The sequence below is a fragment of the Pseudomonas sp. CK-NBRI-02 genome (assembly GCF_008124495.1).
Taxonomy (GTDB): domain Bacteria; phylum Pseudomonadota; class Gammaproteobacteria; order Pseudomonadales; family Pseudomonadaceae; genus Aquipseudomonas; species Aquipseudomonas guariconensis.
The window spans coordinates 29,856-41,347 of the sequence record NZ_VSJH01000028.1; the positions used below are offsets into that span (position 1 = coordinate 29,856).

Annotated in this window: 12 protein-coding genes; 11 read left to right on the top strand and 1 reads right to left on the bottom strand. The window is 66.7% G+C overall.

Translation table 11 applies throughout. The features are described 5' to 3' along the window. Window positions 1-9 precede the first annotated feature (9 nt). The 7 genes from DQ397_RS17510 to DQ397_RS17540 all read left to right on the top strand — a co-directional run bounded on the left by DQ397_RS17510 (window position 10) and on the right by DQ397_RS17540 (window position 6,357). Complete coding sequence (locus DQ397_RS17510; protein ID WP_043214667.1) at window positions 10-885, top strand: SDR family oxidoreductase; 876 nt, start codon at window positions 10-12, stop codon at window positions 883-885. A 243-nt stretch (window positions 886-1,128) separates the two neighbouring features. Beyond that, a complete protein-coding gene (locus DQ397_RS17515) occupies window positions 1,129-2,301 on the top strand; it encodes an acyl-CoA dehydrogenase family protein (protein WP_043214669.1) in 1,173 nt (390 codons plus the stop codon). After that, on the top strand, window positions 2,298-3,488 hold the full coding sequence (locus DQ397_RS17520; RefSeq protein ID WP_043214670.1) for an acyl-CoA dehydrogenase family protein: 1,191 nt from the start codon (window positions 2,298-2,300) through the stop codon (window positions 3,486-3,488). The genes DQ397_RS17515 and DQ397_RS17520 overlap by 4 nt, the downstream gene beginning before the upstream one ends. A 15-nt stretch (window positions 3,489-3,503) precedes the next feature. Further along, window positions 3,504-4,286, top strand: coding sequence for an SDR family oxidoreductase (locus DQ397_RS17525; protein ID WP_043214673.1), 783 nt, complete (start codon window positions 3,504-3,506; stop codon window positions 4,284-4,286). Between the two features lie 2 nt (window positions 4,287-4,288). Then, window positions 4,289-4,747 (top strand): MaoC family dehydratase, encoded by a 459-nt coding sequence (locus tag DQ397_RS17530; RefSeq protein ID WP_043214675.1) that lies wholly within the window; start codon window positions 4,289-4,291, stop codon window positions 4,745-4,747. A gap of 19 nt (window positions 4,748-4,766) precedes the next feature. Then, window positions 4,767-5,969 carry an acetyl-CoA C-acyltransferase gene (locus tag DQ397_RS17535; protein WP_043214677.1) on the top strand — a complete coding sequence of 401 codons (1,203 nt, stop codon included), beginning with the start codon at window positions 4,767-4,769 and terminating at the stop codon, window positions 5,967-5,969. Between the two features lies 1 nt (window position 5,970). Beyond that, window positions 5,971-6,357, top strand: coding sequence for a steroid Delta-isomerase (locus tag DQ397_RS17540; protein WP_238556637.1), 387 nt, complete (start codon window positions 5,971-5,973; stop codon window positions 6,355-6,357). 205 nt (window positions 6,358-6,562) lie between these two features. On the opposite strand, the gene DQ397_RS17545 is transcribed toward DQ397_RS17540, so the two are convergent. Beyond that, the gene (locus tag DQ397_RS17545; RefSeq protein ID WP_043214679.1) at window positions 6,563-7,336 is read right to left on the bottom strand and encodes an SDR family oxidoreductase; all 774 of its coding nucleotides are present in this window, start codon (window positions 7,334-7,336) and stop codon (window positions 6,563-6,565) included. Window positions 7,337-7,507: 171 nt separating this feature from the next. On the opposite strand from DQ397_RS17545, the gene DQ397_RS17550 reads away from it, so the two are divergent. The 4 genes from DQ397_RS17550 to dmpG are packed head-to-tail and all read left to right on the top strand — an operon-like array spanning window position 7,508 to window position 11,095. Then, the gene (locus DQ397_RS17550; protein ID WP_043214683.1) at window positions 7,508-8,335 is read left to right on the top strand and encodes an alpha/beta fold hydrolase; all 828 of its coding nucleotides are present in this window, start codon (window positions 7,508-7,510) and stop codon (window positions 8,333-8,335) included. Next, window positions 8,332-9,123, top strand: a complete 792-nt coding sequence (locus DQ397_RS17555; protein ID WP_043214685.1) for a fumarylacetoacetate hydrolase family protein — start codon at window positions 8,332-8,334, stop codon at window positions 9,121-9,123. The genes DQ397_RS17550 and DQ397_RS17555 overlap by 4 nt, the downstream gene beginning before the upstream one ends. Window positions 9,124-9,139: 16 nt before the next feature. Beyond that, window positions 9,140-10,048, top strand: a complete 909-nt coding sequence (locus DQ397_RS17560; protein WP_043214686.1) for an acetaldehyde dehydrogenase (acetylating) — start codon at window positions 9,140-9,142, stop codon at window positions 10,046-10,048. A gap of 12 nt (window positions 10,049-10,060) precedes the next feature. Further along, window positions 10,061-11,095, top strand: coding sequence for a 4-hydroxy-2-oxovalerate aldolase (gene dmpG, locus DQ397_RS17565; RefSeq protein ID WP_043214688.1), 1,035 nt, complete (start codon window positions 10,061-10,063; stop codon window positions 11,093-11,095). The last annotated feature ends 397 nt before the right edge of the window (window positions 11,096-11,492 follow it).

Below are 11,492 nucleotides of genomic sequence, written 5' to 3' on the forward strand. Positions count from 1 at the left end.
GAGAGTCCCATGAGCAGTTGCAACAACCGAGTCGTGGTCATCACTGGCGCAGGCGGCGGCCTGGGCCGCGCCTACGCCCTGGCCTTCGCGGCCGAAGGCGCCAAGGTGGTGGTCAACGACATCAACCGCGACGCAGCCGAAGCGGTGGTCGCGCAGATCCGCGAGCAGGATGGCCAGGCCATCGCCAACAGCAACGACATCACGCATTACGAAGACGCAGGACGCATCGTCGCCGCCGCGCTGGAGGCCTTCGGCGGCCTCGATGTGGTGGTGAACAACGCCGGCATCTGCCGCGACCGCATGTTCGCCAGCCTCACCGAGGCGGACTGGGACGCGGTGGTGGCGGTGCACCTGAAGGGGCACTTCTGCCTGTCCAGCCATGCCGTACGCCACTGGCGCGAGCAGGCCAAAAATGGCGTCAAGGTCGATGCGCGCATCATCAACACCAGCTCCGGCGCGGGCCTGCAGGGCTCGATCGGGCAGTCCAACTACGCCGCAGCCAAAGGCGGTATCGCGTCCTTGACGCTGGTTCAGGCGGCGGAGCTGGCGCGTTATGGCATCACCGTCAACGCCCTGGCCCCGGCGGCCCGTACCGGCATGACCGAAGGGGTGTTTGGCGAGGTGATGAAAAAGCCCGAAGCAGGCTTTGATTACTTCGCCCCGGAGAACGTCGCGCCAGTGGTGGTGTGGTTGGGCTCGCGCGAATCCGCTGGCGTCACCGGGCAGATGTTCGAGGTCGAAGGCGGCAAATTGTCCATCGCCGACGGCTGGCGGCGCGGCCCGCTGGTCGACAACCAAGGCCGTTGGGCCGTGGCCCAGGTGGGCGCGGCGGTCGGTGAGCTGCTGGAGCGTGCCGTGCCGGCACAGAAAGTCTACGGCAGCTGATTCGAGGTTTTTTCGCCATTAGGGCGGGGCCGCACCACATGCCAGGGTGGTGCGGTTTTTTTTTGCCTACACACAATCTATGCGTGGTCCTTTCGCTGGCGCGGGCTTGTCTTGTGATAACCGGCGGAGCCGATTTACCCGCGAAGCAGACACCACCGCGCCTAGTCCACTTGGCCGATTCGACCGCCAGCGCATCTGGCCACACTCGCAGGCACCTGGGCCAGACGAGTAGAAGACGCCGCGATGGACTTTGCATTGAGCGACGAACAGGAAATGATCCGCGCATCGGCCGAGGGCTTCCTTGCCGATGTGTCCGACTGTGCCGCCGTGCGCGCGGCCATGGTCAGCGAAACCGGTTATGACACCGACCTCTGGCAGCGCCTGTGCAACGAAATGTACTGGCCTGCGATTCACATTCCCGAAGCCTACGGCGGTTTGGGCCTGGGCTTCGTCGAACTGGCCATCCTCCTGGAACAGATGGGCCGGCGCCTGTTGTGCTCGCCGTTCTTCGCCACTGCCTGCCTGGCCACGCCAGCGCTGCTGCTGGCCGGCACCGAGGCGCAAAAACAGCGCTGGCTGCCGGCCATCGCCGAAGGCCGTGTGCGCGGCACCGCAGCCTGGGGCGATGGGGGTGGTTGGTCCGCCGAAGGTATTGGCGTGACGGCAACGCCCGAAGGCGAAGGCTACGTGCTGGACGGCGAATACGCCCAGGTGATCGACGGCCACAGCGCCGACCTGCTGGTGGTCGCCGCGCGTCTGGCCGGCAGCACGGGCGAGGCGGGCGTGAGCCTGTTCCTGGTCGAGGCCGGGCAGACGGGCCTGGCGCGTCAGTGGCAGCCGACCATGGACCAGACCCGGCGTTTGGGCCGCGTGCGCCTCACGCGTCTGTACGTGGGCCCGGACGCGGTGCTCGGCGAGGCCGGTACGGCCTGGCCAAAACTGCAGGACATGCTGCGCCTGGCCTGCGTGGGCCTGGCCGCCGAACAGGTCGGCGGTGCCCAACAGGCGTTGGACCTGAGCGTGGCCTACCTGCAGGAGCGCCAGCAGTTCGGCCGCCCCTTGGCCAGCTTCCAAGCCCTCAAGCACCGCGCCGCCGACATGATGCTGCAAGTCGAATGCGCGCGCTCGGCGAGCTATTACGCCGCCTGCGTCGCCCAGGAGGCGCTGGACCCCGCCGGTGACGCCCAGGTGGCCGCAGAGCTGCCACTGGCCGCTTCCCTGGCCAAGTCCCAGTGCTCCCAGGCGTACTTCCACTGCGCTGCCGAGTCGATCCAGTTGCATGGCGGCGTGGGCTTTACCTGGGAATACGACCCGCATCTGTATTTCAAGCGTGCCCGGGCCAGCGAGAGCTACCTCGGCGCACCGGCCTGGCATCTGCAACAGATCGCCAGCGTGATTATCGGGGAGCAGCCATGAAGATCCGTTTCAGTGAGCAGGACGAGCGCTTTCGCCAGGAGGTCGCCCAATGGATGGCCGCCCACTTGCAGGGCGAGTTCGAAGCCCTGCGTTTTCGCGGCGGCCCGGGGGATGAGCACATGTTCCCCGAGGCGCGCAAAGCCTGGGAGCGCAAGCTCGCCGAGGGCGGCTGGACCTGCGTGGGCTGGGCGCCGGAGCATGGCGGGCGAGGGCTGTCGATCAGCCAGCAGGTGATCTTCCACGAAGAATACGCCCGCGCCGGAGGGCCCGGTCGTATGGGGCACATCGGCGAGGGCCTGGCCGGGCCGACCATCGCGGCGTTTGGCAGCGACGAACAGAAGCGGCGTTTCTTGCCGGGCATCGTCCAAGGCACCACGTTCTGGTGCCAGGGGTATTCGGAGCCGGGGGCAGGTTCGGACCTGGCGGCGGTGAAGACCCGCGCCGCACAGGATGCTAACGGCGACTGGCTGATCAACGGGCAGAAGGTCTGGACATCGCTGGCCCACGAATCGGACTGGTGCTTCGTGCTGGCCCGCACCGAGCCGGGCAGCGTCGGCCACCAGGGCTTGTCGTTCTTGCTGGTGCCGATGGACCAGCCGGGCATCAGCGTGCGGCCGATCGAGCAGATGACCGGCACCTCGGAGTTCAACGAGGTGTTCTTCGACGACGCCCGCACCGAGGCGTCGAACATCGTCGGCCAGCCGGGCGAGGGCTGGAAGATCGCCATGGCGTTGCTGGGCTTCGAGCGCGGCGTGTCCACCCTGGGCCAGCAGATGCAGTTCCAGAACGAGCTCGACGAGGTCATCGCCATCGCTCGTACCAACGGCGCCGACCGTGACCCGCACCTGCGCCAGCGCCTGGCCGAGGCGTGGTGTGGCCTGCGCGTCCTGCGCTACAACTCGCTGCGCATGCTCTCCGGGCCTCAGGACGGCACGCTGCGCCGCGAGGCGACCATCTACAAGCTGGGCTGGTCGAGCTGGCACGCCAGCCTCGGCAAGCTGGCCATGGACGTGCTCGGCCCCCAGGCCGAGTTGCTCGAGGCTGCGCCGTATCAGCTCAACCGCCTGCAATCGCTGTATCTGTTCAGCCGCGCCGACACCCTGTACGGCGGCAGCAACGAGATCCAGCGCAACATCATCGCCGAACGCGCCCTGGGCATGCCCCGGGAGCCGCGCCCGCATCCCTGATCGAGGAGTCTTCGCATGTCCGTTCCACACTATGTTCCCGGCCATGGCCTGCTGCGCGGCAAGTCGGTGCTGATCACCGCTGCCGCCGGTTCCGGCATCGGTTTTTCTGCCGCCTTGCGTGCGGCCGAGGAGGGCTGCCGGGCCCTGATGATCAGTGACATCCACGAAGGCCGGCTCAATGAAGCGGTCACGCGCATCCGCGAGGCCACCGGCCTTGCCCAGGTGCATGGGCGCCTGTGCAATGTCACCGACGAAGATCAGGTGCGAGCCCTGGTCGAGGCCGCCGAGGGTACCTTGGGCGGCGTCGATGTGCTGATCAACAACGCCGGCCTGGGTGGGTCGCGGGCACTGGTGGAGATGCCCGACGATGAATGGAACCGGGTGCTCGATGTGACCCTCACCGGCACCATGCGCATGACCCGCGCCATGCTGCCGTACATGATGGCGCGTCGCGCCGGCGTCATCGTCAACAACGCCTCGGTGCTCGGCTGGCGCGCGCAGAAGCAACAGGCTCACTACGCCGCGGCCAAGGCCGGGGTCATGGCCCTGACGCGCTGCGCGGCGGTGGAAGCTGCCGAGCATGGCATCCGCATCAACGCGGTGAGCCCGAGCATCGCCATGCACGATTTTCTCGCCCGCTCCGCGCCCCAGGCGGTGCTCGACCAGCTGGCGGCCAACGAGGCCTTTGGCCGCGCCGCCGAGGTGTGGGAAGTGGCCAACGTGATGATGTTCCTGGCCAGCGACTACAGCTCGTACATGATCGGCGAAGTGCTGTCGGTTTCCAGCCAGAGGGCCTGAACATGGCGCGTATCTTCCGCACACCCGAGGCGTTGCACGAAGCGGTGGGCCAGGAGCTTGGCAAAAGCGACTGGTTGCGCATCGACCAGGCGCGCATCGACCTGTTCGCCGAGGCCAGTGGCGACCACCAATGGATCCACGTCGATCCCGAGCGCGCGGCCCAGGGGCCGTTCGGCGCCTGCATCGCCCACGGCTACCTGAGCCTGTCGCTGGTCAACCTGTTCTTGCCGCAGATCATCGAGGTCCAGGGCATCGCCATGGGCGTCAACTATGGTTGTGAACGTGTGCGTTTTCCGTCGGTGGTGCGTGTGGGGTCGCGGGTGCGCGGCAGTGCCTTGCTGGTCTCGACCGAGGCGGTCGGCAGCGGGGTGCAGGCGGTGATCCGCGTCAGCGTCGAGATCGAAGGCCAGGAGCGTCCTGGCTGCGTGGTCGACACCATCAGCCGGTACTACCCGGCATGAGTCATCCAAGGAGTCCAGCATGAACGAAGCAGTGATCGTTTCCACGGCGCGTACGCCCATCGGCAAGGCCTTTCGCGGCGCCTTCAACGACACCGAGGCCCCGACCCTGGGTGGCCACGTGGTAGCCGAAGCGGTACGCCGCGCAGGCATCGCGCCGGACGAAGTGGACGATGTGATCATCGGCGCCGCCGCCCAGCAGGGCACTCAGGCCTACAACCTTGGGCGCCTGTGCGCCACGGCCGCCGGGCTGCCGGTGCAGGTGTCCGGCATGGCGGTGGAGCGCCAGTGCGCCTCGGGCCTGATGAGCATCGCCATCGCTGCCAAGGGCATCCTCTGCAACGAGCTCGACATCGCCGTGGCCGGTGGCCTGGAGTCGATCTCCCTGGTGCAGAACAAGCACAAGAACCTCTACCGCTGGCAGTCCACCCTGGTGCGTGAACGCGACCCGCGGGCCTACATCCCGATGCTCGAGACCGGCGAAATCGTCGCCCAGCGCTACGGCATCACCCGTGAAGAACAGGATGCCTACAGCCTGCAGAGCCAACTGCGCACCGCCAGCGCGCAACAGGGCGGGCGCTTCGACCTGGAACTGGCGCCGTTGACCACCCAGAAGCTGATCGTCGACAAGGCCAGCGGCGAGAGCCGTCATGAAGCGGTGACCCTGTTGCAGGACGAGTGCAACCGCCCCGACACCACCGCCGCCAGCCTGGCGGCCCTGGAGCCGGTGTGGGGGGGCGGGCAGTGGACCGAAGCCGGGCGTTTCATCACCGCTGGCAACGCCTCCCAGCTCTCGGACGGCGCCTCGGCCTCGGTGCTGATGAGCGCGCGCTTGGCCGAGCAGCGCGGGTTGCAACCGCTGGGTATCTATCGCGGGCTGGCGGTGGCCGGTTGTGAGGCCGACGAGATGGGCATCGGGCCGGTGTACGCGATCCCCAAACTGCTCAAGCGCCATGGCCTGAAGGTCGATGACATCGGCCTGTGGGAGCTCAACGAAGCGTTCGCCTGCCAGGTGCTGTACTGCCGCGACACACTGGGCATCGACAACGACCGCCTCAATGTCAACGGCGGCGCAATTGCCATTGGCCACCCGTTTGGCATGTCGGGGGCGCGGATGGTCGGGCATGGGTTGATCGAGGGTAAACGCCGGGGTGTGCGCTATGTGGTGGTGAGCATGTGCATCGGCGGTGGCATGGGCGCTGCTGCGCTGTTCGAGGTGGCTTGAGATGGGCCTGCCGACGCCAGAGCAGGTGCAGGCGAGCATGCAGCGTTACGTCGAGCTGGTGGACGCCGGGGACATCGACGGCATCCTGGCGTTGTACGCCGAGGATGCCACCGTCGAAGACCCGGTGGGCCAGCCGCCGTTGCGTGGGATGGACGCGATCAGTGCGTTCTATCGGCAAGGGTTGGGGCAGATGAATGTATCCGCAGCCCTCACCGGACCTGTGCGCGCTACCAACAACGGCTGCGGCGCCGTGCCGTTTCGGGTGGACCTCACCTGGGACGGGCGCGAATGCTCGCTGCAGGTGATCGATGTGATGGAGTTCGATGAGCACGGCCTGATCCGCAGCATGAAGGCCTTCTGGAGCGAAGTGAACCTCCAGTCGCGTTGAGAGCGATGGCACCGGCTACGCCGGTGTTCGCGGGTGAATCGGAGCGCCGAACCGCCGCTCCCACAGGTGCTACGCTGCGTTCTGGTCTGTGGAGTCGGTGCAAATGGGGCTGCTTTGCAGCCCATCGCAGGCTTTGCCTGCGTCTACGAGAGCGGATTTACCCGCGAACACCGGGAAGTCCTCGGTGCCATTGGCTGTGCCCAGGTCACTGGCTTTTCGCCGCATCGAGGAAAGCCGGGCGTTCGCCGCCGCCGTGCACCATCAGGTCGGCGCCGCTGACATAGCGGGCGAGCGGCGAGGCCAGGTACAGGCAGGTGTCGCCGATGTCGTCCGGCTCGGCCAAGCGGCCCAAGGGCACGGTCGCGGCCACCTGGGCCTGTTGCTGGGCGTCACCATAATGCAGTTCGGCCTGTTCGGTCAGGATCAACCCGGCAGTGACCGCATTGACCCGCACCTTGGGCGCCCACTCCACCGCCAGCGAGCGGGTCAGGTTGAGCAAGCCGGCCTTGGCGGCGCCGTAGGCGGCGGTGCCGGGCGAGGGGCGAGTGGCGCTGACGCTGCAGATGTTGACGATGGCGCCGCCCTCGGCCTGCTCCTGCATCACCCGGTTGGCCAACTGGCACAGGTTCAGCGGGGCCAGCAGGTTGAGCCGCACGATGGACTCGGAAAACCGTGGCGAGGCCGTGGCCGCTTCGGCGAACGGCGCGCCGCCGGCGTTGTTGACCAGCACATCGAGGCGGCCGAAGAACTTGAGCACGTTGCCGATCAATTGCTCGAGCTGCTCCAGGTCACGCACGTCGCACTGCATGAACACCGCCTGCTTGCCGCCGCCGCTGGGCAGCCGCTCCGGTGCCTGGCGGCCGCAGATCACCACGTTCGCACCGCACTCCAGGAAGCGGCGGGTGATACCGCGGCCCACGCCCTTTGCACCACCTGTGACCAGAACCACTTTGCCGCGAAAATCCAATGGGTCATGCATGGAAATGCCTTGTCTTGTCTGTCGGAAGGTTGCCTCGATGCTAGGCAGCCATTGCCGTGCGGCCAACGTCCAAAGGGACTAGGGGCGCCGCTTGTAGTCTTGTTGGACGATGCCGTATGCCCTGGCCGCTCTGAATAATCCCGGTACAACAACAAGCCGGGAGGTTTCCCCATGGGCGCAGCAGCGCAAGGGCACAAGGTCAGGTTGGCGGATGGCCTGCAACTGCACTATCAGGACGTCGGCTCGGGCGAGGCGGTGGTGTTCATCCATGGCAGCGGTCCAGGCGCCAGCGGCCACAGCAACTTCAAGCGCAACTACCCGCAATTCGCCGCCGCCGGCTACCGCGCCATCGTGCCGGACCTGCCGGGCTACGGCGCCTCGGACAAACCGCAGACCGCCTACACCCTGGATTTCTTCGTCGAGGCGTTGCTGGGGCTGCTCGACGCGCTGGACATCCAGCGCTGCACCCTGGTCGGCAACTCCCTGGGCGGCGCCATCGCCATTGCCATCGCCCTGCGCCAGCCGCAGCGGGTGGCGCGCCTGGTGCTGATGGCCCCCGGCGGGTTGATGGACAAGGCCCAGTACTACCTGCAGATGGAAGGCATCCAGCGCATGGCCGCGGCCTTTGCCAGTGGCGAGCTGCGCGACGCTGCCGGCATGAAGCGCCTGCTGGGCCTGCAATTGTTCGACCCCTCGCTGATCGACGATGACACCGTCGCCGAGCGGGTCGCGGTGGTCGCCGAGCAGCCGCCGTGCGTGCTCTCGACCATGGAGGTGCCGAACATGGCCGAACAGCTGTCGCAGCTGGCTTGCCCGATCCTCGGCTTCTGGGGCATGAACGACAAGTTCTGTCCGGTGTCCGGGGCCAACACCCTGATGCTGGCCTGCCAGCGCATCCGCTTCGTGCTACTGAGCGAGTGTGGCCATTGGGTGATGGTCGAGCACCGTGAGCTGTTCAACCGCGAATGCCTGGCGTTCCTCGCGGAGGGCCGAGCATGAGCCTCGAACTGCGCCGCCAGCACGGCGACGAACTCTACCAGGCCCTGTGCGACGGCCAGACCCTGGCCCCGCTGACCGAGCGCTGGCCCCAGATCAGCATCGAAGACGCCTACCATATTTCCCTGCACTGCATCGAACGCCGGGTGGCGGCGGGCGATCGCATCGTCGGCAAGAAAATCGGCGTCACCTCGGCTGCCGTGCAGCGCATGCTCGATGTGCACCAGCCGGACTTCGGCTTCATCACCCGGGGTATGGCCTTCGACAATGGTGCCGACATCTCGCTCGCCGGGAACCGCCTGATCCAGCCGCGCGCCGAGGGCGAGATCGCCTTCGTGCTCAAGCACGACCTGATCGGCCCGGGAGTGACCGAGGCCGATGTGCTGGCGGCCACCGATTACGTTACGCCGTGCTTCGAGATCGTCGACTCACGCATCCATGACTGGCGCATCCGCATTCAGGACACCGTGGCCGACAACGCCTCGTGCGGCGTGTTCGTGCTCGGCCAGGAACGCGTCGACCCGCGCGAACTCGACCTGCCGGCGCTGCACATGCGCGTGTTCAAGAACGGCGAGCTGCTGAGCGAGGGCCTGGGCTCGGCGGTGCAGGGCAACCCGTTGACCGCGGTCGCCTGGCTGGCCAACACCCTCGGCGCCTTCGGCATCCCCTTCAAGGCGGGCGAGGTGATCCTCTCCGGCTCGCTGGTGCCGCTGGAGCCGGTGCGGGCAGGCGACCGCTTTTCCCTGACCATCGACGGCCTGGGCAGTGCCCAGGTGTCCTTCCGAGCCTGATCGAGGAGCAAGGCCCATGAGCCAGAAACTAAAAGCGGCCATTATCGGCCCGGGAAACATCGGCACCGACCTGCTGATGAAAATGTGCCGCTCGCAGTGGATCGAGCCGGTGTGGATGGTGGGCGTGGACCCGGAGTCCGAAGGCCTCAAGCGTGCCCGGGCGATGGGGGTGAAGACCACCGCCGACGGCCTCGACGGCCTGCTGCCCCATGTGCTGGACGATGACATCCGCATCGCCTTCGACGCCACCTCGGCCTACGTGCATGCGCACAACAGCCGCAAGCTCAACGAGCTGGGCGTGATCATGGTCGACCTGACCCCGGCGGCCATCGGCCCGTTCTGCGTACCGCCGGTCAACCTCAAGGAGCACGCGGCCAAGCTCGCGATGAACGTCAACATGGTCACCTGCGGCGGCCAGGCGACCATCCCGATGGTGGCGGCAGTGTCGCGGGTGCAGCCAGTGGCCTATGGCGAGATCGTCGCCACCGTGTCGTCCAGCTCCGTGGGCCCCGGTACCCGCCAGAACATCGACGAGTTCACCCGCACCACCGCAGGCGCGGTGGAAAGTATCGGTGGCGCCCGTCGCGGCAAGGCGATCATCGTCATCAACCCGGCCGAGCCGCCGCTGATGATGCGCGACACCATCCATTGCCTGACCGACGACACCCCCGACCAGGACGCCATCCGCGCGTCGGTGCTGAGCATGGTCGAAGAGGTCCAGCGTTACGTGCCCGGCTACAAGCTGGTCAACGGCCCGGTGTTCGACGGCAACAAGGTATCGATCTTCATCGAGGTGCAAGGCTTGGGGGACTTTCTGCCCAAGTCGGCCGGCAACCTGGACATCATGACCGCCGCCGGCCTGCGCACCGCCGAGATGTTCGCCGAAGAAGCCCACAAGGGCACCCTGCAATTGCCAGCCCGCTGAGGAGAGGTGGTGATGAACCTTCAAGGTAAGAACGTGCTGTTGCACGACATGAGCCTGCGTGACGGCATGCATGCCAAGCGCCACCAGATCAGCCTCAAGCAGATGGTCGATGTGGCCACCGGCCTGGACGCCGCCGGCGTGCCGCTGATCGAAATCACCCACGGCGATGGCCTGGGTGGGGCCTCGTTGAACTATGGCTTCCCGGCGCACAGCGATGAGGAGTACTTCAGCGCGGTGATCCCCAAGCTCAAGCAGGCCAAGGTCTCGGCCTTGCTGCTGCCAGGCATCGGCACTCTGGATCATCTGAAGATGGCCCATGAGCACGGCGTCTCGACCATCCGCGTGGCCACCCACTGCACCGAGGCGGACGTCTCCGGGCAGCACATCGGCATGGCGGCGAAGATGGGCCTGGACACCGTGGGCTTCTTGATGATGGCGCACATGGTCAGCGCCGAGAAGCTGCTGGAGCAAGCGCGCCTGATGCAAAGCTACGGCGCCAACTGCATCTACTGCACCGACTCGGCCGGCTACATGCTGCCCGACGAAGTCAGCGAGAAGATCGGCGTATTGCGCCAAGGGCTGGAGGCGAAAACCGAGGTGGGCTTCCACGGCCACCACAACCTGGGCATGGCGATTGCCAACTCCCTGGCCGCGATCGAAGCCGGCGCGGTGCGTATCGACGGCTCCGTGGCCGGCCTGGGTGCCGGTGCCGGCAACACCCCGCTGGAGGTGTTCGTCGCCGTACTCGAGCGCATGGGCGTGAACAGCGGCGTGGACCTGTACCGCATCATGGACGTGGCCGAAGACCTCGTGGTGCCGATGATGGACCAGCCCATCCGCCTGGACCGCGACGCCCTGACACTCGGTTACGCCGGTGTGTACAGCTCCTTCCTACTGTTTGCCAAGCGCGCCGAGCTCAAGTACGGCATCCCCGCCCGCGACCTGCTGGTAGAGCTAGGCCGCCGCGGCACCGTGGGAGGACAAGAAGACATGATCGAAGACCTCGCCCTGACCCTCTCCCGCGCCCGCAACCTCCTGCCAACCTGAAACCCCAAAGGGCTGCTTTGCAGCCCATCGCAACTGCGCCAGCACCCACAAGCATTTGCGCCGACCGTCAGGTCGGCGCCTGAGCGCCGAACCACCGCTCCCACAGTCTCCAGCGCAGACCAGAACAAATAATCAGCTTGTTTGCCGTTGCCGTTGCCGTTGCCGTTGCCGTTGCCGTTGCCGTTGCGGTAGCGGTAGCGGTTGCCCTTGCCCTTGCCCTTGCCGTTGCTTTTGATGCGCGACGGTTCAGCCACCACCGATCGCGACCTCAGAAGGCCGAGAGGAGGTGTCTGGAGGGGCAGGCGCGCAGCGCCCTTCGGCGTAGCCGAAGTCGCGAGATGGAGGCTGGCGTAGCCAGCCGGAGGCCGCGAGGCCCCGTAAGACACCGCAGCGAGGG

Bases quoted from the DNA above. Each gene is read 5' to 3' on its own strand.
- DQ397_RS17520 (WP_043214670.1), top strand. From the start codon at position 2,298: ATGAAGATCCGTTTCAGTGAGCAGGACGAGCGCTTTCGCCAGGAGGTC.
- DQ397_RS17525 (WP_043214673.1), top strand. From the start codon at position 3,504: ATGTCCGTTCCACACTATGTTCCCGGCCATGGCCTGCTGCGCGGCAAG.
- DQ397_RS17555 (WP_043214685.1), top strand. From the start codon at position 8,332: ATGAGCCTCGAACTGCGCCGCCAGCACGGCGACGAACTCTACCAGGCC.
- DQ397_RS17515 (WP_043214669.1), top strand. From the start codon at position 1,129: ATGGACTTTGCATTGAGCGACGAACAGGAAATGATCCGCGCATCGGCC.
- DQ397_RS17550 (WP_043214683.1), top strand. From the start codon at position 7,508: ATGGGCGCAGCAGCGCAAGGGCACAAGGTCAGGTTGGCGGATGGCCTG.
- dmpG (WP_043214688.1), top strand. From the start codon at position 10,061: ATGAACCTTCAAGGTAAGAACGTGCTGTTGCACGACATGAGCCTGCGT.
- DQ397_RS17535 (WP_043214677.1), top strand. From the start codon at position 4,767: ATGAACGAAGCAGTGATCGTTTCCACGGCGCGTACGCCCATCGGCAAG.
- DQ397_RS17545 (WP_043214679.1), bottom strand. From the start codon at position 7,336: ATGCATGACCCATTGGATTTTCGCGGCAAAGTGGTTCTGGTCACAGGT.
- DQ397_RS17530 (WP_043214675.1), top strand. From the start codon at position 4,289: ATGGCGCGTATCTTCCGCACACCCGAGGCGTTGCACGAAGCGGTGGGC.
- DQ397_RS17560 (WP_043214686.1), top strand. From the start codon at position 9,140: ATGAGCCAGAAACTAAAAGCGGCCATTATCGGCCCGGGAAACATCGGC.
- DQ397_RS17510 (WP_043214667.1), top strand. From the start codon at position 10: ATGAGCAGTTGCAACAACCGAGTCGTGGTCATCACTGGCGCAGGCGGC.
- DQ397_RS17540 (WP_238556637.1), top strand. From the start codon at position 5,971: ATGGGCCTGCCGACGCCAGAGCAGGTGCAGGCGAGCATGCAGCGTTAC.